Raw genomic sequence first — 20,914 nt, 5'->3', positions numbered from 1 at the left:
CGTCTTAATCTCCGAGAAGACAGTCTAACGCATCTTTCGTACAGGAGGCAGGTTGAGCGGGCGTATAGCGGTCTGCGGGATTGAGCGGCATCGAAGGGGCATCCGAGCGCAAGAGCGGCAAACGGACAGGACTTGGATGACGAACGGAGGATAAGCAGATCGCGCAAACGGTCGATTGACGGCCGGTCTCGCGTCTTTAGCCGAAGCAAGGCCTGCTGGCCCCGGATAGTTGCCTCCATGGTGTCGCGATCCGTGCTGCCAATCATCGCGATGTTTGGTGCGAACTCGACCAAGCCGTCCATTTGAGGCCTCCGCTGCCAAGTAGTTTGAGCGGGGCCAAAATAGCTCGCCCTTTGAGGCAGGTCAATATTTACATTGAAATTTCAACTGCTTACACTGTTCCAAAGAGTGCGGTTTCGGCAATGAAGCTGGGTGAGTGAGTGATAGAGTCGCCCAGCACGCCAGGGGTTCGGCCGAGCCAGCTTGAACTGGGGTGCTGCACGTCCAATTCACCCTCGTTTGTTGCTTTTCATTGAGCGTCAAATCGCAACAGACAATTCTAGTGTTGCGGCAGTGAACGAGCGCCAATTGAGAACGTGGACCAGAACCGACCCCGATTGTTTACGACTATCGGGCCGCGCAGCGACAATGGAAATGCCAAAGATTTGGGATCGATGATCATGATGTCTTCCGGGGCAGGGGACACCCCTACCCCGTCCCAAAGCGTCAAAGGGAGTCTGGCTGACCACTTGGTCTCTAGGTTGGGCATCGACCGGACTTGGAAGTGATGAGCCGCGCCACAGCGGACTCGTTCGGCGTCTCAGGCCACGGGTCAGGAACACTGAGGTCCTCCAAAATCCGCCTCGTCAGAAACAGATCGACCGGTGTCTGAAGCGCCTGCCGCTGTGCCTCCAAATCGCTTGGGTCCGTAAACAACAAACGCGGATCGACTCCGAGGATGGCTCCCAGGGCAATGATTTCGTTCTTACTGGGCAAACAGCCCCGGAGCCAAAGACGCAGCGTACCATTCGAAATACGCAAAACACTACGTATCCCGTTTTGCGTCACAGACGGTACCATATCCATCCATCGGGCCAGCAAAAACGAATAGGAGTGATCTTTGCTCATGGCGAATTTAATAGCCCGCATCAACGCTCAAGTCAATTACCCCCACTAAAACAAGGACTTAAAAGTTCCATAACCCATGTTATGCGATTTTGAGGTGTCTTGATACCGCACCTACTGCCCGCGTCGGTCGGCCTCCTTCGCCCCGTCAGCGCGATCACCAGCCTAGAGATCGGCTCGCGTCAAGCCGAAATGATCGCCCAGAGCTGCGTGACCCCCATCGCAAGGACAAGAATGAAACTGGTTCCGGTGTAAAGCGCCGTTGGTATCTGCTTCAGTTGAGCGCCGAAATTGCTGCCCGAGAAGTCGTCGACTGCATCGGCCAACATTGCCTTCAAGTCATCCAAGGCAGACTTGGTTGCCAAGACCCCGTAGACCGTGTTTGCGACCACAATCGTCGCGAGCGCGAACCTGGCGGCCAGTCCGGCTGATGATGCGTAAGCCAGTATCGCGAACATAGTCGCGATACTGGCGAAAAAAATGATCGCGTATGTCTGCGTCAGATGGGCAAGTCGCGCCGCCACCGCCGCTACGTATTGATCAGTGGTGAGTTTCGCCATGCGCTCCTCCGGCAGGACTCGCCTGGGTGCCGAGTTGGAAATGAACTCAAGAGTGAAGCGAGCCCTTCTCCTTTCGTTAAAGGTCACCAGAACGGGCATTTACAATCCCCGTTCTGCGCACTCTCCATTCCAGCAATTATAGCATAAGTTGAACAGGATGGTGGGGCGAGATACACCCTGCGCTGCACGCATACGACCGATGGCCGTCAATACGGTCGCGACGTTTCCACCTCCACCTTGGCCTTGAACCAGTTCGCTGACGATCAGCGACTCCCACCCTAACACACTGCGACAAATTAAGCGGCGCTATGAAAGTTCTTGCGGCCGTCAAAGTAATTGCAAATCATTCTTAATATCGAGTTCTAGGACAACGCCATGAGCTACAGATATTTGTTGGCTGTCGCAGGATTTACCCTTGCGCTGTCGCATGCTTTCTCCACAAGCGCCTTCGCCGCAACCAAGTGCTACGAGGAACAAGAGCTACCGCCCGAACTCGTGTGCGACAACAACTATTCGAAGTCAGCTGATTTCAGCTCCGGTTGTCATTATACAACTGGCGAGACAGTCCAAGTTGAAGTGGCTTGCCCGGTAATGTGGGTGAATATTGCGGCAAAGAATGAAACCCACTCCCAGACGTGCCGAGGGGTCGGGTTGAAGGTAGCAAGCATCGAGGGATCAACATGCGCCTCAGGCGAGCTTCGTCCCTCGATAGGTCAGAACTGGCAAGGAATAAGCTACCGTTTCGGACGCTGGGGCGGTCTCGACGCTCATGGCGGTAATAAAATCGTCTCCATTCCAGACCGCACTTCTCGTACCAGCAGAGATGGTCCCACAACATTCTATGAAGGCGGCTTATTTTGCTACGAGAGCGGAGGAACACGAGACAGCGATAAAACGGACAGGGTTGTCGCCTACGCCTGCGGACCGTGACCCGCGCAAGCTAGGCCACTTTTTTGGTTGCCATGATCTCATGGCATAAGAGAGCCCGGTATAAAATTGTCACCACCGGCTCTCGCGTTGTCCATCAAGTGCGATTCATCATCTTGAGAGCGAAGTCATTCGGTGCCGGATGTGTGCAGATTCAAACAACTGATCGATTGATGAAGAATGACGACGGATGCGCCTGGAACGCGTAGGCCACAATTTCCCTTGCGAGGTCGCTCATTGGATCGACATGCTTATTCGCCTCGCGCATCAGATAGGCTGTCAGCGACGCATAAACGCCGCATGGATCAATGAACCCGAGCGACGCGGCCAGCGCCGCCGTGTCTTTCGTAGGCCTGCATCCTTTCGAAAATGACGAAATCGCTGGCGACAGGCGCGGTTTCATTTGCCTTCGCGATCTCCCAGGTCTTTCGGAGCTTGAATAGATCGCGATGGCCGCTCGCCAGCTCCGGGTTGCCCGCGACGGTCGCCTCAACAACCTCAGCAATTGACCTTCGGTTTTTCACGGCAGCCTCAAGAGCAGACGCCATCGCGTCTTCCGATGCGATGGCGTCTGGATAAATTCATAATGAGAAGCGGCGATCCGGCTGATATGTCAGGACGCCGCTTCAGGTTCATTCAATAAGCGTGGGAACAACCTTGTTCGCAAACGTGCCATTTCCAAGCTGACCACTGCCGTTGTTCCCCCAGCAGTAACCCTCATTTCCGGCAGTCGTTGCGCAGGTATGATAGTTCGACCTACTTGCGCTAAGAGTTGCGGCCGTGAGGGCTGCGGAGTTTGCAGGGGCCGAGACGGTTGTGGGGACCGAGACGGCCGATGAAGTATAGCCCACACCCACTTGCCCAATCTGGTTCATGCCCCAGCACTGCACGGCACCACTGGTGAGAAGCGCACAGGTATGCCTGTAACCCGGTTCTATATCGGCCACTGTGCCACCCAGGCCTTTGACGGGCACGGGCGTATATCTGGTAGTGGTCGTACCATCTCCGAGAAGATAGTTGCTGTTGCTTCCCCAGCACTTCGCAGAACCATCATTCATAATCGCGCAGGCATGAGTATCACCAACTGAAATACTCCGCACCGTATTCCCGAGTGAAGTCACGTCGACTGGAGTGGAGAAGATGCCCGTGGTCGCGCCGGTTCCCAGTCGACCACTACTCGCGTTGCCCCAGCATTTCACGGAGCCATCAGTCATATGCACGCAGGTTGATATTCCTCCTGCCGCTACGCTTGCGACGCCGCTAGTGAGGCCAGAAACTTGAACAGGCGAAAGTCTGTTGTTACCGCTGGTGCCGTCGCCCACCTGACCGTACTGGTTATCTCCCCAGCACATCAGACCGCCGCTGGAAGTCACAGCACAGACGTGATTTCGACCGACGGACAGGCTTGTGACGCCAGAACCGACACTTGTCACCCTTTGCGGCGTTTTCACCGTGCCGGTGCTGCCTACACCCACTTCTCCACTTGCGTTGTAGCCCCAGCAGTAAACTTCACCATCGGTCGTCAGCGCACAAGAAGTGCTGCCATTGACACCGACTTCCGCGACGCCGGATTCGAGTCCTGAAACCTTAACCGGGGATGTCCTCGCGGTGAGGGTGTCGTCGCCCAATTGTCCGTAGCTGTTGTTGCCCCAGCACATGGCTGCGCCATCCGGAGTGACACCGCAGGAATGCAGGCCGCCCGCTGAAATCTTGTCCAGCGCATAGCCGTGACCGACTACCTTAATTGTGACAACCGCGTCGTCAGAGAGAGATTCGTCGGTGCCATCGGTAAACGTCGCTCTGACGGTGAAGCTGTACTCACCAGCCGCCGTCGGCGTGCCGGAGAGGACTCCGGTCGCGTTTAGCGACAGACCGGCTGGGAACGTATCCCCTGTCAGGTTCAAACGCGACCACTTGAGCAATGAAAGCTCGATGTTCTTGGTAGTAGCCTGGCCAGACAAATCGACCGAATATGCCTGATCCCTGGTGCCGTCCTTCAACGCGCCGTCCGCGACATTCAATTCAATTTGCGGCAGGCCGACGTTAAGCGTGAACACCTGGCTCGTTATAACGGTCGGCTGATCTTTCTTCCATGCACGAACCGTAAATGCATACGTTCCGGAAGCAGTTGGAGTACCGGACAGCACGCCTGCAGCCATCGACAAGCCAGGAGGAACCTGCTGTCCGGCCTGAAGAGCTTTCACTTCCCAGGAAACATCCGCCAGCGACAGGTTTTTCATCGTCAGCAGCGGCGTGAAATCGAAGCTATAAGTGCTGATACGCTTCGTTGCATCGGGCATCTGTCCTGTGGAAAGGCTGAGATAAGGTCCGTTCGTCGTAACCCTGATCGTGAAATCGTTCGAAGATTGAACATCCGTGAACGCGCCAAATTGGTCCGTTCCGACTATGGTCAGCCCGCTGTATTCCCCCGCCGGTACGCTCACCACTCCATCACTGACGATTGCACCAGTCGTCGGATCGACGTCAATTCCGGCAGGCCAAGTCCCCGCCCCTTTCGCGTAAGCGACCGCGCCAAGCGCGTAGTCGGTAGCGATAGCTTGGTTCAACTCAACGCTCGTTTCTGCGTCGACGATGCTTGGGACAAGCACCCGAAGATTTGGAACTACTGCAACGTTCACGGGCTTCGAGGTGACGCGATTAGTGTCGTCCGTCACATAGAGGTCGAACGCGAACTGCTGTGCCGAAGCGACGCTGCCGCTAAGCGCTCCCGTATCAGGATCAAGGTTGATGCCCTCAGCCTGGGGCAGGTCGTAAGAGTAGAACCGCACCTTCCCATAAGTGTTGTCCGTCGACAGAACACCGAGGGTAAAGGGTGGGGCCATCATGATCGGGTAGCCCGGCTTCGTGACGATATCGAAGACGTTCAGCACAATCGGCTCCGGATTGGCGATAACCTTGAAGGTGAGATCAATCGAGGCAGTTGCCCCAAGCCGGTCCCTCCCCTGTACGGTAATGCCGCTGTAAGTGCCGATAACGTCCGACTTACCATTGAAGTAAACGCCGTCATCCTTAACCTGGTAACTCACACCGGGTGGCAGGCTCTCACCACCTGTGACCGTCCAATTAGCAAACCCGATATTTGGACCATAGGCGGCGTTCTTCGCCGAAACCACCATATCCGCATCCTGATCGAACACGATCATGTTGCGTGGGTTGGCGGTCGAGGTGACCAACTCCATAGTTTTTCGCGGGCCAACCGTGAAGGACACCGGATCGGAGACGATCTCACGACCGGCCAAATCCGTTGCCTTCCAGGCAATATTGTTGAAGGTCCCCTGCTCCTCGGCGTAGCCAGTATAGGCAAGAACCCGCGAGCCCTTCGAGCCAACAATGTTCTGCGGCAGACTGCCAGAAACCTTGGTCCACGTTACACCACGTCCGTAAGCATCGTTCGTGACGGTCGTGCGGATCGTTGGCGCAGAGGTGTACTCGTCGAGTGACTCGCTATCCGCCGAGTTCGCAATGGTCATGTCATCGGCTTCATCTACCGTAATGTTGAATGGACCGAATTCTGCGGTGTTGAATTCCTCGCGAGTAGCGTCAGAAGAGTCTAGGTAGTAGTTCGCATGATCGTCGAAGGCCACAACCTTGATCGGGAAAGTTCCCGAACGAGACGGAATGCCCTTCAGCGTCCGCGTTTCCTGATCGAGGATCAGGTGATCTGGCGCTAGGCGAGCAATAGTTACTTCCAACTGCTCACCGGCATTCTGGGTAACAACACCCACATACGAGGACCCAGAGTATTCTAGGAACGACACCAATCCGGTGGCCTTGTTTACCACCTTGTAATACAGCGTTCCTGGGACATCGCCTTCAATCGCGTAGGTGATCTCGCCAATCTGATTGTCCGGCTCCGGGAACTGAATGTCGACCGGCAGCGCGGCCGAGTATCGCTTAGCCGCTTCGTTCTTGGTCGGTCCACCGATTTCCAATGGGGGAAGGGTCTCGACCGAGAATTCCGCTGCCCTGTACATCGTCCGCTCGTGGGCATCCAGCACGTTCAGGGTCCAGAGCGTCGTCTTGGCTGTGTCGATCTTGCCCTGCATCACCCCTGTAGTGGGATCGAGGCTGAAACCAGCAGGAAGTTTCGTTGCTTTGAACACCGCCGGATTAACGACGTTGCTCAGCATCTGAGTCTCGGTCTTGAACGTCTCACCCTGTCGCACGACACGCGACTCGCCGCCCGGTGCGATTTGGACAAAGCCGGATAGGGTCGAGCGGATGGCCACCTGACCCGGTATCGCCAGGTTTTCCGCGTCGGTACCAATCACATCGACGGTCCAATCACGGATGGTCGGCGGTGTGCCGCCTATAATTCCGGTCGTTTCATTAATCGTCACCCAAGACGGAGCGTACGGACCGAACGACCACTTCACCGGCTTCACATAGGAGCCCTTCAGGTAGAGAGGCGATACAACGTTCTCCCGGCTAACAACTGCCCCGGTCGTTCCATTGAGCCATACGTGAAACTTGGTCGCTGGAAACTGCAATGTTGGCGGAACGCGGTCAACAAGCTTCAATGTAAAGGAATGCTCGACGACAATGCCATTTGCCTTGCTGGTCGCACGGATTACGACGTTGCGGGTGGTGCCTGTGGGCAGGGACGTGCTGTCGTCAATCACCCCGCTGGTATCAAGTGAAAGACCGGTCGGTAACGGATCGGAAGTTTGCGCTAACGACCAGGTAATTCCGCCATAAAAGCCGGAATTGGCCGGTTCGGCGTATATGCCGTAGTCGCTAGCGTCCGCGAGACGCGGCAACTCATAGACCAATTTGTCGGACTGCAGCGCGGGATAAGGATAGATTTTAACGGGGAGAACCAAAGTCCCCGCGCGACCAGCGCCATCCATGAAGCTGATCTCGACATCACCCTCATACTCAGCCGTGGGAATGCCTTCCAGCTTTCCGGTGACCGTGTTGAGTGACAGACCTGGAACATCCGGAGAGGACGAGACATAGGTGACGGCTTTGACACCACCAATCAACCTGTTCTCGATATCAGCAAGTGCGATCTTCGGATCGACGGACGAAACGCTCGGGCCGTTCTCATTACCGCGCAGTTGCGAAAGCGTAACCGAGCCGATTGGTTTCGGCTCCGCCACCGTGATGGTAAACGGATCGGATGTCTCCCTGAGAAGGTCCGGACTTACTTCCGCAACCTCGACAGTGTAACCGCTAATCGTTTGAATTTGTTTCGGCGTACCCACGATCAGACCGGTGACCGGGTCGAAAAAGAGCCCTTCCGGCAAATCAGGACCAATGAGTTTGTATTGAAGCGGCAGATAGTTCTGAGCAAGCGGCGGCTGGGTCACCGAGAACGGTTTGTAACCCAACACCTCGATATTTGCCTCCAACTGAACCGGATCGGCCGTAGCGCCCCTGACCAGGCCGTCTCGCTTGGTGACCTGGATATTGAAGGTATTTGAATCAACATGGCCTGTCTCGTCGCTGAGACGGAAATAATATGGACCATAGGTATTCTCTGCAAACCTGGTTCCGCCAAAGACAATGCGCTCATCAGAATTGAATAAGATGCCATCCGGCATCGGTCCATTCATGAGCTTAAGGCTCGCATCTCCAATGACACCCTTCTTGTCGTAGGTGACAGCGAAGAGTTGAGCGACCCGGTCATATTGCTTGATCGAGGCGACAGCAGGAACGGCATCAATCGTCAGAGGATTGTGCACCTCGAAGGCAACGCCCTTGGTCCTCGTCAATCCATTCCCGTTGGTCAGCTTGAAAGCCGCTTTGTATGTACCCGTGACTGGGAGCGTCCCGGTCAATTTGCCTGTGGACGGGTCAAAGCCTACGGTCGATGGAAGTACCGCGCCATCGAGCATCGCCACCGAGTAAGGAGCAATCAGCCCACCGCTTGGCTCCATGTCGATATCGAGCGTGTCGCCGATGCGATAGTGCTCCTCGGCCCCAACAGCGTCGAGAACGATCTCTGCCGGGCCGATATTGAAATCATATGGTCCGCAGGTCACAGGATCGGCTAGGTCATTTCCCGGGAAATCAACACGAACCATAATGCCGGTCTGCGTTTCCTCGCCAGCTGGGACACCGGAGATCACTCCACTATCCTTGCCCAGCGACAGTCCTTGAGGCAACTGGCCAGCAGTGATGGTGAATTCCTTGACGGCAGCATCGCGGCCGGTGGGAATTTTGTAGCCATTTTTCAGGAAACTATCCCCGGTTATTCCGTTGAGAACGATTGACTCGTCCCCAGTTTCCGGAGTGCACAGGCCTGTAGGACCCAGCGAACCGATCTGGAACCAGTTGGAATAGCCAACAGCCCCGTCCGTATCGACCGCCTTCAAGCGCACAGTCGCCTGATCGTAGAAATCGTAAACCCTTCCAGACACACGCAGGTCATAAGGGTCACTGCTGAAACGCAATGTACCGGGCATGGTCTGATTGGGTGCCAATTCCGCGCTGTACTTGACCTTGTCGGCGTCCTTTACCGCGCGGACAATCTTATCCATCGCCTTTTCGTCCCAGATCGCAGCGCGGTAGTATGCGCCAATTTCCTGGAGTTGGTCGGCAATCTGAGCAAAGGTTGGCCCATCCTCAACGAGCATTTTTCCGTAATAGGAGAAAATTGCCTCTCCGCTATACGAATAACCAATATTGAGGATCGCATACTGACCGGCCTCCGCAGGCGTACCCTCGACGTACCGGCCGTTATAATCGACCCCCGTCGGCGGAGCCTTCAGTTCTACCCAGCGGTCGACGACAACACCGTCCGGCAGGTCAAGCGTGGTGTTGTAGAATTTGCCCGTATGAGCATAGAGATCGACGTATTTCGAATTCTCCGGCAGGACGTAGATGTCAAACGTCGCATAGGCCCTCGCGACGCGGTCTCCGGCACTGTCGTAGCCGTAGAGAGTGACTTGCACGCCGGTAGATGCAGTCTCCGGGGTCCCTTCAAAAGTCCTGTTCGTGGCATTGAAGGAAATCCCAGCCGGGAGATTGCCGACTTCAACCTGCCAACGATCATCTTCCCATTCGGGCTTCAGCGGGAGTTTTTCGGAGAGCGGAAAGCCAACGCCGCCGACGAAGTTCGCGTTGACGGTCTTTGAGGCCAGATCGTCATCCTCTTCCGGTGGCGTCGCGCTGCCCACATAGCCCGTCTTGTAGCGGAAGACAAATTGCCCACTCTCAGCCGTAATCGCATACGCGTTTACCATCGAACTGAAAGCGATGACGAAAGAAAGAAATAGCCTGATCACGATAATGCCATCCCACCAGAAGGTCGCATTTCATAATTGTGTGCTAATGGTGTGCCAAATTCTAGCCGGACTAAAAAAAATGCGATTAATCGAGCTTAACTCCTATCTCGCCGTCGCCTCCCCGGCCGCCATTCGGTGGACATTCACTTACACTACCTCACCTCCTCCGACTGGACGGTGACAGGCCAGTTGCCCGAAAGTGCCATCTATTCCGTCGGCGTAACCGCCGTCATCTTCTCAGAACAGCAGACATTGTCGGGACATACGACGCCTCGGCGTCACCGCAACTGACAAGGCTGGTGATACGGTCAGGACCAACGTCAGCTTCACTGTCGAGGAAAATATCGGCGCTCAGGATTTAAATGTGGGATCGCAGAATAAGCAAGAAGCAGTGTTGACACGGATCGCCGACGGTGTTTTCACAATTGTCAACATTAAGTATTCGAGCTTCATGCAGGCCATGTGCTGAAGGCAATAATTCCGGAGAAAGACCTGCGAGCGCTGGTGAAGGCTCGCCATGCCCCGACCTGATCGCCCTGGTCGTTACTACACCTCCCCCTTCGACCATTTCGCGACGAAGAGACATTGCGGCCGCTCAAGGAATTGCAAATCATTAATCTAGACTCCTTTCTTGAGAAGATGCCATGCGCCACAGATATTCATTGATTATCGGAGGATTTACGCTCTTCCTATGCCAGGCCGTCTTATCCAGCGCCTTTGCCGCAGCCGTTTGCTACGAGGACCAGGTGCTGCCGCCGGGCCTCGTTTGCGATAACGACAACTCGAAATCGGCCGACTTCAGTTACGGTTGCAAATACCTTCCCGAAAGAACCGTTCAGGTCGAAGTGCCTTGTCTCCAACGATGGGTGAACATCGTCGACAAGAAAGAAAGCCATTCCCAGGCATGTGCCCGCGTGGATTTAAAGCCAGCAAACATCGAAGGATCAACCTGCGCTTCAGGCGAACTTCGCCCGTCTACCGGATCGAACTGGGAAGGCATCAACTATCGATTTGGCCGATGGGGCGGACTCGACTACTTCGGCGGTTACAAAATCATCTTCAAACGTGATTGGACAGATCGTGGCGGTAAAGACGAACCGGATCGCTTCTACGAGGGCGGATACTATTGCTACGAGGGCGGAAAGCAAGACTCAGACAATACGGATAGGGTCGTTGCCTATGCCTGCGGTCCTTGAAGCAGCCCCAGAGACCAACGCTGCTCCTCTCATGACCCCCGTGGTCCACGTTGACAACAGCGATAACAACGATCATCGCTCTCGCACATTAGCTCACCACCTATGACACAAGGACGGGCTCAGCTGACAACCAGACCGAGCCCGTCGGAACCTGCCACCTCGGCCCTAGGCAACGACCAATGTGGCAAATGCACTCTACGCATAAGAGTTTGCCCGAAACTGACCTAAACGCCTGTGGCTCGGATGTCGCCGACAGCGTGCCAAACGAGCTATAACGACGCCAGGTGTTGTCGCACGGCTGCATCCCGGATGATCTCAGCCGCCTCACCGGTATAAGCCTCTTCACAAACCGAACAGGACACAACAGGAACCAGCACCGATAAGACAACGGAATCATCACCGCTTCCATAGGTAAAGTTGTCCGTTTCGATGCTTTCCATCGCGCCCGGAGAGCCACAGATGCCGCAGTCAACCACAACACATTTTGACTCGGCTTTATCCGTCAAATCCAAAATCTATCTCCTCAGGAAGGCGTCAGTCAGTGTAACGTGATGCCCAGTTGCTCGTCGAGCCTACCTGCCCTTAGCTCCGAGACAAAATGACGAAAAATATCTGGGTAGTAGACAATATCAGGACCAAATTTGGCTCTGATCATATCCCACTCGTCTTCCGAAGCGTCACCGTAACCCTTATCACCGGTTTCGATTTTATTATCCTGCATGAGAACTCCTTGAGCTGCCACAGCGTTTTGGACACACAGCACATGTGGAGGCAAGCGATTTCCTCACTACTTTATATCATTGGTTAATAAAACAGCAATCAGTGATTGCCGGGCACCCTGATGACCCATAAATATTTGTAGCAAATCACCCCGAATTCCGCAGATGATACGGAAATTGACTGGTAATTTTTCCGGCCAGCAACAATCCTCTTATGACTGCCACTGGAATTCCTTGTCATGAAAAGATCGTTGCGCACCCGGACAGCCGCTGTCACTGCTCTGATTTTGGCTCAAATTGCGATGCCATTTTCGATAGCCAGGGCCCAAGAAGCGCAGTTCTATTATCGGCATAATCAACAACTGATCACACAGGGCGGAAACGGCGGCCCTGTCGATCCAAATGCGCCGGAATTCATCGCCATCAATCTAAATGGCGATAGCGAAATTCTTTTCGAGGTGACGACGCTACCATCACTCGGCATCCAGCTTCGTCGCCAGGGATCGAGTGCCCTCTACACAAACGGCGCGACATGGACACTTGCTTCCGGACAGCTTCCGCCTGGAGTTACAGCAGATATCGCAGATGATGGCTCAAGTCTGATCTATGCCGGATACCCTACAGCAACTGGCACCTATGGCAACATCACCTGGAAAGTGACGGGAGCTGACGGAAAACAGGTTACCACACAACCCCAGACAATCATCGTCAATCCCCGCACCCCTCTTCTACTCACATCAACGCCAGCCACATCCAGAACACTGCTCGCCGGGACTGACGACGCCAACCTAACCGTCAAGGCATCGAACATTGCCTATAACGACAACCTTGCGCCATCCAACTGGTCGGTGAGCGGCCAGCTTCCGGCAGGCGTCAGCTATTCGATTAATGGCAATGAAGTTCACTTCAGCGGGATTTCTACCCAAACAGGAACCTTCAGCAACATCATCGTCTCTGCGACCGACAATGCCAACGGCAGCGCAACAACCACCCTCACCTTCAACGTCACAAACCAGACAAGCTCCATCCTGGCCGCAAACGTGGGCGACAACGACCAGATTCTGACTCAGTACACGTCACAGCCGATCCTTGGAACTGCGATCCGCGACGTCACCTCAAATGCGGCCTACACGGAAGGCGCTTCTTGGACCCTCGCATCCGGAACCTTGCCGCCTGGCATTCAGCCGAGCATCGCCGCCAACGGTTCGACCATGACCTACACCGGCTATCCGACCGAGATCGGCACCTGGTCAAACATCACCTGGCTGGTCGAAGCGGCAAACGGCAGCCAGGTTCAGACCAACCCCATTTCCTTCACAGTCGAACCACGTCTACCTTTGACTCTGGCAGCCACTCCGTCAGCAACACGCAACCTGATCACCCTTCAAGACGATGCTAATCTCCAGGTCACAGCGTCAAACGTCGCTCTCGGCACGCCTATCCCTGCTGAGAATTGGACTATTACAGGGCAGCTGCCTCCGGGCATAACGTACTCAACAGGCGTGAACAGCTTAAAATTCTCCGGCACCGCAGATGAAGGCGGCAGCTTCAGCAATATCGTTGTTTCAGCGACCGACACCCTGGGCGCAACGGCCAGCACAACAATCGGCTTCGACGTTACCGCCAATCCCGCACCGTTCGTCGCTGTAAACGTCTACGGCAGCGACATTACGCTCGGAAAGCTCACGACGAAACCAGAAAACGGAACCGCGATCCGCGATCACGCAAATGCCACCTATCATGGAGGCGTAACGTGGGAACTGGTCTCCGGCACCCTTCCCCCGGGCATCACCTATTCAAATGTCGCTGATGGCAGTTATCTCTCTTATGGTGGCTACGCGACTGAAATTGGCACCTGGAGCAACATCGTATGGGAAGTCTCCGACGCTCAGGGCAACAAGATCAGAACTAAGCCCGTGTCCTTTACAGTCACCGAACGGTCACCGCTCACGCTTGTCGCGAGCCCATCGCCCACGCGCGTCATGAATTCCTTCACGGATGATGCCTATGTCACCGTCAAGGCAACGAACTCACTCTACGGCAACGCCATCGAAAGCGCGAACTGGTCGATTACAGGCGATCTGCCACCGGGCGTCGGATACACCTTTAAAAACGGCGGCATTGCATTCACCGGCAAGGCAACGCAAACGGGAACATATGCCACCACGATCAATGCAACTGACAGCGACGGAACGGTAGGGACGGTTACAGTGACATTCGAAGTCACAACCTCACCCCCGCCCTACATCGCCGCCAATGTTTACGGCAGCGACATCACGCTCGCCCGGTTCACCGATAAAGCCAACAACGGCACAGCCATTCGCGACGCTCAGTCAAACACACCCTATACCAGCAGTGTCAAATGGGAACTGGTTTCAGGCACACTCCCGCCCGGCATCGAAGCCGTTATCGATGAAGAGCATGGCCAGTGGCTGAACTACACCGGGTATCCGACCGAAATCGGTACATGGAACAACATCGTGTGGGCCGTCTCCGACAATACAGGACACGTTGTCTTCACCACCCCGGTCTCGTTCGACATAACCGAGCGGAAAACTCTTACACTTGCTGCAACACCGAGTGACAAGCAGGTCCTCGCCGCCAATGTCGACGACGTCAACACGACAATCGTGGCCAGCAATGTGCCTTATGCGACGCCTATTACTGCAGACAATTGGACCATTACCGGTTTGCCCACAGGCATTAGCGCTACGAAAACCGGTAACACTGTCACGCTGACAGGAAAACCGACGACGACGGGCATCTACAACATCGTCGCAACGGCAACCGACTCCCTCGGCTCCACAGCGTCAGAAACGGTCACGGTTGAAGTCTACACCAACACAAACTCCTTCAAGCAGGTCGCGCTCGGTCAGCACCACACCTGCGGCCTGACACTTGCCGGTGGCGTCAAGTGCTGGGGACTTAATGGCGACGGACAGCTTGGGGACGGAACCACGGTCAACAAAACTGTTCCCGTTGACGTCGTCGGCCTTCAGAGTGGTGTGAAATACATTTCCTCGGGTCACCAACACAGCTGCGCCATCCTCAACACAGGTGTTGTGAAGTGTTGGGGACAGCAGGCTGACGGACGCCTTGGCAATGGTCTCACCGCCAGTGCAAAACTCTCCACGCCGGTCACCGCAACAGAAGCAGGTTCGGACCTGATGCAAATCTCTGCTGGCGCTTACCACACCTGCGGGGTGACGAATGCTGGTGCCGCCGTCTGCTTTGGCCTCAACACCTATGGCGGTATTGGCGACAACACGACTATCACACGCGCCAACGGCACCACTCCTGACGGCATGGGCTCCGGCGTTTCCATGATCAACGTTGGAAGCTATACAACCTGCGCCGCAAAGACCGACGGTAGCGCCTGGTGCTGGGGACTTGGTAGCTTCGGCCAGATCGGCGACGGCTTCAAACTCAACAGACTATTGCCGGTTCAGGCCCTTCCAGCCGGTAGCGGCGTCACCAAGGTTGAGACCAGGGGCTACCTCGCCACCCACGGAACCTCGTGCGCCCTCACCTCGTCCGGTGCAAAATGCTGGGGAAGAAACAACAGCGGTCAGGTCGGTATTGGAAACACAGTCGACCAGGTAAGCCCGATGCCTGTCACAGATATGGGCGACGCCACCGATATCGCCGTTGCCATCGAGCACTCCTGCGCCGTTAAATCCGACCGATCCCTGTATTGCTGGGGACGCAATTCGAACGGACGCATCGGCGATGGAACCTGGATCAACAAGAGTGTTCCAACAGCAACCTTAATCGGAAAGGTCACGGGCATCACGGCTGGCGGTGACTCAGCCTGCGCTCCGACACCCGACGGTGTCTTCTGCTGGGGCGGAAACACGTACGGCGCACTCGGAAACGGCAACACAACCGCCCAAAACACCCCCGTTCCGCTCACCTACTAAGAAAGAAGGCCTTAAGCGAAAACAGAAACGGCCGGTCCAACCAGACCGGCCGTTTTAATTTGATTGTTCGTCACCGGCCAAATGTGCCGGAACGATGATCAGCAGTAATCGAGGTAGCGATTGCCGTAACGGTCACGATAATAGCACTGATCAGGCTGCTGGTGATCTGCCGCATGACCGATCAAGGCTCCTGACACCCCACCGATAGCGCCACCAACAGCTGCACCCCGGACATTACCGGTCAACGCGCCACCAATGATCGCACCGCTCACAGCACCGACGCCTGCACCTTTTTCAGTCGCTGTACACGACGCCAGAGCAGCGCCCATACAGATAATTGTAATGAGTTTTTTCATGTCGTAACTCCTTAATATAAGGAGTTAATACTGGACACACAAGAAGACGAATTGCAACTCGCCGATACCACGGAAATCCTTAGCGGCGTCTGAAATCCTCGGTCGCTGCTCATCGACCAAAATTGAAGCGCAAGGCGACCGCTACAACTCCTTGCGCACTTCAGAAGACGAATTTCCAAAAATCGATGGGCACACCATCGAGCAGACGCGCACGTTCTCGTTTCACGGGGCATGAACCTCCAGCAATGGCAGGAGCATCATCCATCTGTCGTTCTCATTAACAACGGCAGAAGACCGCTAGCTCCCCGAAACTCTGCCCTTCTCGAAAACAAACCGGGCATTTTCTGTGAGGACCACAACCGCCTCAGGGTCGAACGCTCCGCCCTCGCAACACAACAAATCCCGACTAATCAGCGAGCGGACAGTAGGTCGTCGAGTGACGCGACGCTCGACCTTCGGCCCCGCTACGAGGTCGTAAAACGAAGTCTTCTCTTCCCTGATCAGTTTCGATCCAACTTGCATCATCAACGTCAGCAGCGTCCGCTGCGCAGGAGATATCGAATGCCAGACGTTCCTTGCTTGCGTCAGCCCGAGATTGACATCTCTTATCCTTTGATCCAACTCCGCGACCAGGTCAGGTCGCCCCTCTGCTTCCAGCAGCGCGCGCACCCGGGCGTTGCTTTCGCGATTCTGCTTTTCAATCTCAAACTCAATATCGGGCTTGGGAATTTTCATTGGTCACCATCTGTCCTCTTGAGCCAGATATAGCACCTGCGAAGCGCGTTTCAAACGGCTTACTGCAGTTCATTGGTAACCGCCCCTATCTGCTCATCGCTTTGGCCACATACCCCTCTTCCCAAACGCTGATCCGCCGTGGGCGGAGCGAACATTCCAGCAAGACTTCGTCCGTCATCTGATCAATAATCGACAGCAGATTCACATGAGCCTCCGGTTTCAGACGAATTTCGTATTCTTCACCGACCGTATCAGTATCGACCGCATTGAGGACAATCGTCTCAGGCCAATCAACGTCATAGAAATCAACAGTCGCATGCATCTTGATGTCGTGGCACGTCTCGTCGCCCCCACCTCCATCATGTGACACGGCACCGACCGGATCAAACGCCCAACAGACGCCAATCCCACCTTCACTCAGCCCGTTCTCGACCCAGTCTCCTGGAACGATCATCGCACGCCAAATTTGGATCGCCTCACTTTCAATCTCCAGGTCAAAGGCAAGATTCTCGATCTCATCCTCGACCAATTGCGCCGCCCGGTCACGGAGGAACTGATCCATTTCACCTTGAAGCTCAGGATAATCATCCGGTTCAAACATACCAGAACTCGGAACGCCACCATGCGCGTCTGCGAAAGCGGCGAGTGTCGGCGATCCCATCTTCAGGTCCGCCTTCAAGGCAGCAAAAGCCCGTTTTGCGAGATCATCACGGTCCAACGTCGCAAGCTTCTCTGCAATCCAATTCTGATCGATCAAGGTGCATATTCCGGTTTTTCGGTCGCTAATCGAATATTTGTCGCTTTTTCAGCGTTAGACAACAGGACTCCTCAAGATGGGCCAGGCTTTAATGTTGACATCTATCCAGAGCCATTTATGCTTTTCTTCAAAGGAATTCATGAATGAAAATCTGGCTCTTTTCCGACCTACATCTCGAACATACGCCAATTGCGAGCCTTCAGCCGCCACAAGCTGACGTTTGCATCGCGGCTGGCGACATTCTCGACAAGGGGATCGTTCCCTCACTGGAATGGCTGAACGCAAATATTGCACCATCGATGCCCGTCATTTTCGTAGCCGGTAATCACGAGTTCTACAGAAGCTCAGTCATCGAAAGCCTTGCAGCTGCGAAGACTGCAGCTGCCGATATGCCTAACGTCCATTTCCTGCATAACCGTGCAGTCGAAATTGGCGACGTTCTTTTTGTTGGAGCCACACTATGGACCGACCAGGACCTTCACAGCAATCGACAACTTTCGGCGTTCTTTGCCAAGGATAGCCAGATTGGCATGAAGGATTACAAGAAAATCAGCTGGCAGAAGTCACCCTGGCAACGGTTGACACCTGCCCGGACGATTGGCATGCACAGGGAAAGTCGATCATTCATCGCGAAGACCTTGGAAGCCCGCAATGGCAAAGCCGTCGTTGCGTCACACCATGCGCCCAGCATTCAGTCGATGAGCGAGACCGACGGAGCAAACACTTCAGCTCCTTCCTACGCTTCGAACCTGGAGGCCCTGATCGAGGAATTGAAGCCTTCAGCATGGGTTCACGGCCATGTTCACCGCTCGAACCGCTATCGCATCGGTCAGACCGAAATCCTGTCAAACCCGCGCGGCTACGGAGACAATGAGAAGGGAACCAGCTTCGATCCGAGCTTCGTTTTCGAGGTCTGAGCTGACAACCGAGTTGCACGGTCACATCTGAAGCAGGGACTTCCTGGCGCTGCCCAGTTCCGGAGCATCCAGAAGATAATGCGCCGTGTCGACAGCTAACTGGCGTGATCTGGCATTCTGAAAGGTTTGCTGCTCGGTGGCGGGGTCTATAAAGCGAACCTCGATTTCCATTCCCCTTCCCCACCGATCAATCCATTCATCGATGTCGTGCACACCCTCTATATCATAGACCCAGTCATCCCGATGCACTCCGGCGTGCAACAGCAAGCCCTCCGGCCACTGTCCAGCCGTCCTGACCTGGATGACCTCCCCACCCTCTACAAGTTCCGCCAGAGCGACAGCCAACTCATCGCAGGCCCTGGCAGTATACATCTCATGGAGCGAAACGACGACGTCGACACCAAGTTCGTCATCCCGGACCTCGACGTTGCACGAAAGCAGACTCTGAAGCTCGGGTGAGCAATGATCCGTCACCGTGCGCTCTCACATACCCGGTGCCGGAGCACTCGGCTCTTTCTCCCAAAATCGGCCATTATAGCTGATGTGACCCACCACTTCGTCCGTTTCGACGTCCCGAACTTCGGCGTGCGGCCAGTTGCCACCACCGAGATCATTTTCAGCAATATAATCGCGGCAGGCCTTGCTGGCGGCTTCAATATCAGCCACCTCGACCCAATAACCGGATCGCGTACCATACAATGGACGACCCGGGTCTTGCCTGTGATCAGGATTTCCTACGTTCGAAAGCAATACTTTCAAAGGCATCGTTATTTCCTTTACGAATTGTGCCGGTCAGATGCGCGGACCTGAGAAGGTGATTGGACGGTACGTCCAACGCTCTACGCCGAGACGTCCGTAAAGGACGGTCTTGTTACGCCAATCCTCATCAACTTCTTTATTGTGTTCGAGCGCGTTTGCCGACTTCTGCACCAAAGAAATCATCTCATCGACATCATCAACACCGGGCTCAGGGTTACCCAGCAGCTTTTTCAGCGCATACCAGGGCTCAGCCGTCTCCCAATCCATTTGCCTTAGATATGGGGCCAACTTATCAAAGTAACGACGTGACAGGCGCAGTGCCTCATTCATCTCGAAGTCGCTCGTCAAGGGTTCCGGATCGACAACGTTCAGGTCGGTGAACTGAGCCGTAATTACGTCCTTTGACCACCGATCTTCAACCATCTGCAAGGCTCGGTCATACTCATCAAGTCGGAAATAGTGTTCAAAAATCGGTACGATTGCGTTGTCGTCATGTTTGGTCACCATGCACATCGACACCTTCTCGGAACCGGTCCTCACAAGGATCATTGGTTCCTCAGTTCGGGCGAACAGGATACCGTCAATAGCGATGAAATTCTTTTCCAGGTAGCGCGTCAGACGCTCGACGCGATCTGCTTCGTTTGTCCCAAGCAACACCTGCCCATCCGGGAGACCGGTTTCTACAAAGGGACGGCCGCCGACGACACCATGATTCCTTATGTTGAAGCCCATGTGTTCAGGGTAAAGTTCACGGGAACCAAAGGGATTAACCGTGAGCAGGCCACTCGACAGGGCGCTTGCCGCGTTCTGCGTTGTTATAAGATATTGGACGGCACCGTCATGCTCCCTGCCTCGAACCGGTGTGTAGAAGACGCCATCGATAACAACCAAAGCCACCATATGCTCGGCTTGAGCGAGCTTGCGCTGCCAGTCTCCGCCGACGAGATTAACGTCGCTGGATGTCACATGTTTGGAAGAACCCCACGGCTGACACCACTGCGCCACGAAACCGACCTGATCAATCGAAAACGAGGGAACGCTGAATTCAGTCTCGTTATACACCTTCAGCGTTTGACTACCCCGAGAGCCGGGTTTCTTATGTTCGACGTTGATTGGCACCGGGATGGTAATTGAGGTTGATGACATGAGAGGTTCCTAAGTGAGTTCCCAGGAACGCTCTCATAAAGCTTCGCAGCAAACAAGAATGGATCAATCGCCCTGATCGTCCGCCCCTGCCGTATCACCACCAGCCATCTGAGCAACAAGGGCATACACAGCTTGCTGTCTTTTTTTGTCGCTCAGCTCATCGAACAAGCGAGCAAGCTTATAGCCACGGGGGCTCAAGGTCAGGCGCTCAGCCGCATCCGGCGTTGGGGTTCTGGCCGGTCCCGCACCGGTGAAAAAGGCATTATGGTCGACATTGAAGAGCTGCGCGAACTCATCCAGGCGACTTGCGGATACGCGATTGGTGCCCTTTTCGTACTTTTGAATTTGCTGAAATGTAACGCCTGATTGTGCACCAAGCTGCTCCTGCGACATACCACACTGCAGCCGCAACCGGCGAACATTCTCGCCGACGATTCTATCGACCGGATGCGCTTTCTTAGCGCCGCTTGCAATGCTGCCGCCCCTAGAGCTGATCAACTTCTTGATTTCCTTGGCCACTTATATCTCCTGTTAGCCACGCCAC

17 protein-coding genes are annotated in these 20,914 nt (G+C 54.9%); 5 read left to right on the top strand and 12 right to left on the bottom strand.

The features are described from left to right. Positions 1 to 1,307: 1,307 nt before the first annotated feature. Complete coding sequence (locus tag FFR93_RS00180; RefSeq protein WP_138391319.1) at positions 1,308 to 1,685, bottom strand: hypothetical protein; 378 nt, start codon at positions 1,683 to 1,685, stop codon at positions 1,308 to 1,310. A 375-nt stretch (positions 1,686 to 2,060) separates the two neighbouring features. On the opposite strand from FFR93_RS00180, the gene FFR93_RS00175 reads away from it, so the two are divergent. Beyond that, positions 2,061 to 2,615 carry a hypothetical protein gene (locus tag FFR93_RS00175; RefSeq protein ID WP_138391318.1) on the top strand — a complete coding sequence of 185 codons (555 nt, stop codon included), beginning with the start codon at positions 2,061 to 2,063 and terminating at the stop codon, positions 2,613 to 2,615. Between the two features lie 151 nt (positions 2,616 to 2,766). On the opposite strand, the gene FFR93_RS00170 is transcribed toward FFR93_RS00175, so the two are convergent. Beyond that, the gene (locus tag FFR93_RS00170) at positions 2,767 to 3,015 is read right to left on the bottom strand and encodes a hypothetical protein (protein WP_138391317.1); all 249 of its coding nucleotides are present in this window, start codon (positions 3,013 to 3,015) and stop codon (positions 2,767 to 2,769) included. 229 nt (positions 3,016 to 3,244) lie between these two features. Continuing rightward, positions 3,245 to 9,865 (bottom strand): putative Ig domain-containing protein, encoded by a 6,621-nt coding sequence (locus tag FFR93_RS00165; protein ID WP_138391316.1) that lies wholly within the window; start codon positions 9,863 to 9,865, stop codon positions 3,245 to 3,247. A gap of 135 nt (positions 9,866 to 10,000) precedes the next feature. Here FFR93_RS00165 and FFR93_RS40570 point away from each other — a divergent pair, with 135 nt between their 5' ends. Together FFR93_RS40570 and FFR93_RS00160 are read left to right on the top strand one after the other, a co-directional pair. Further along, on the top strand, positions 10,001 to 10,156 hold the full coding sequence (locus FFR93_RS40570; RefSeq protein ID WP_171049002.1) for a hypothetical protein: 156 nt from the start codon (positions 10,001 to 10,003) through the stop codon (positions 10,154 to 10,156). Positions 10,157 to 10,509: 353 nt separating this feature from the next. Continuing rightward, entirely contained in the window at positions 10,510 to 11,061 is a 552-nt protein-coding gene (locus FFR93_RS00160) for a hypothetical protein (protein ID WP_138391315.1), read from the top strand. Between the two features lie 269 nt (positions 11,062 to 11,330). Here FFR93_RS00160 and FFR93_RS00155 read toward each other — a convergent pair whose 3' ends face one another. After that, positions 11,331 to 11,573 (bottom strand): YgiT-type zinc finger protein, encoded by a 243-nt coding sequence (locus tag FFR93_RS00155; RefSeq protein ID WP_138391314.1) that lies wholly within the window; start codon positions 11,571 to 11,573, stop codon positions 11,331 to 11,333. A gap of 26 nt (positions 11,574 to 11,599) precedes the next feature. Continuing rightward, positions 11,600 to 11,782, bottom strand: a complete 183-nt coding sequence (locus FFR93_RS00150; RefSeq protein ID WP_138391313.1) for a hypothetical protein — start codon at positions 11,780 to 11,782, stop codon at positions 11,600 to 11,602. A 237-nt stretch (positions 11,783 to 12,019) separates the two neighbouring features. Between FFR93_RS00150 and FFR93_RS00145 the strand changes: the two genes are divergently transcribed. Then, entirely contained in the window at positions 12,020 to 15,700 is a 3,681-nt protein-coding gene (locus FFR93_RS00145; protein ID WP_138391312.1) for a hypothetical protein, read from the top strand. A gap of 98 nt (positions 15,701 to 15,798) precedes the next feature. Here the strand turns inward: FFR93_RS00145 and FFR93_RS00140 are convergent, their stop codons facing one another. From FFR93_RS00140 to FFR93_RS00130, 3 genes are all read right to left on the bottom strand, one after another. Beyond that, positions 15,799 to 16,056, bottom strand: a complete 258-nt coding sequence (locus FFR93_RS00140; protein ID WP_138391311.1) for a glycine zipper domain-containing protein — start codon at positions 16,054 to 16,056, stop codon at positions 15,799 to 15,801. 297 nt (positions 16,057 to 16,353) lie between these two features. Next, positions 16,354 to 16,791 (bottom strand): hypothetical protein, encoded by a 438-nt coding sequence (locus FFR93_RS00135; RefSeq protein WP_138391310.1) that lies wholly within the window; start codon positions 16,789 to 16,791, stop codon positions 16,354 to 16,356. A gap of 85 nt (positions 16,792 to 16,876) precedes the next feature. Further along, positions 16,877 to 17,548 (bottom strand): hypothetical protein, encoded by a 672-nt coding sequence (locus FFR93_RS00130; RefSeq protein ID WP_138391309.1) that lies wholly within the window; start codon positions 17,546 to 17,548, stop codon positions 16,877 to 16,879. A gap of 143 nt (positions 17,549 to 17,691) precedes the next feature. On the opposite strand from FFR93_RS00130, the gene FFR93_RS00125 reads away from it, so the two are divergent. Beyond that, positions 17,692 to 18,465, top strand: a complete 774-nt coding sequence (locus tag FFR93_RS00125; protein ID WP_138391308.1) for a metallophosphoesterase — start codon at positions 17,692 to 17,694, stop codon at positions 18,463 to 18,465. Between the two features lie 21 nt (positions 18,466 to 18,486). Here the strand turns inward: FFR93_RS00125 and FFR93_RS00120 are convergent, their stop codons facing one another. The 4 genes from FFR93_RS00120 to FFR93_RS00105 all read right to left on the bottom strand — a co-directional run bounded on the left by FFR93_RS00120 (position 18,487) and on the right by FFR93_RS00105 (position 20,889). Continuing rightward, the gene (locus FFR93_RS00120) at positions 18,487 to 18,939 is read right to left on the bottom strand and encodes a hypothetical protein (protein WP_138391307.1); all 453 of its coding nucleotides are present in this window, start codon (positions 18,937 to 18,939) and stop codon (positions 18,487 to 18,489) included. Between the two features lie 9 nt (positions 18,940 to 18,948). Then, a complete protein-coding gene (locus tag FFR93_RS00115) occupies positions 18,949 to 19,230 on the bottom strand; it encodes a hypothetical protein (RefSeq protein WP_138391306.1) in 282 nt (93 codons plus the stop codon). Positions 19,231 to 19,257: 27 nt separating this feature from the next. Next, positions 19,258 to 20,370 carry a hypothetical protein gene (locus FFR93_RS00110; RefSeq protein WP_138391305.1) on the bottom strand — a complete coding sequence of 371 codons (1,113 nt, stop codon included), beginning with the start codon at positions 20,368 to 20,370 and terminating at the stop codon, positions 19,258 to 19,260. 63 nt (positions 20,371 to 20,433) lie between these two features. Next, a complete protein-coding gene (locus tag FFR93_RS00105; RefSeq protein WP_246661266.1) occupies positions 20,434 to 20,889 on the bottom strand; it encodes a helix-turn-helix transcriptional regulator in 456 nt (151 codons plus the stop codon). Positions 20,890 to 20,914: the final 25 nt, after the last annotated feature.

It is taken from the genome of Rhizobium sp. MHM7A, from assembly GCF_005862215.1.
GTDB lineage: Bacteria > Pseudomonadota > Alphaproteobacteria > Rhizobiales > Rhizobiaceae > Rhizobium > Rhizobium bangladeshense.
This window is presented reverse-complemented; position numbering and strand designations above follow the sequence as displayed.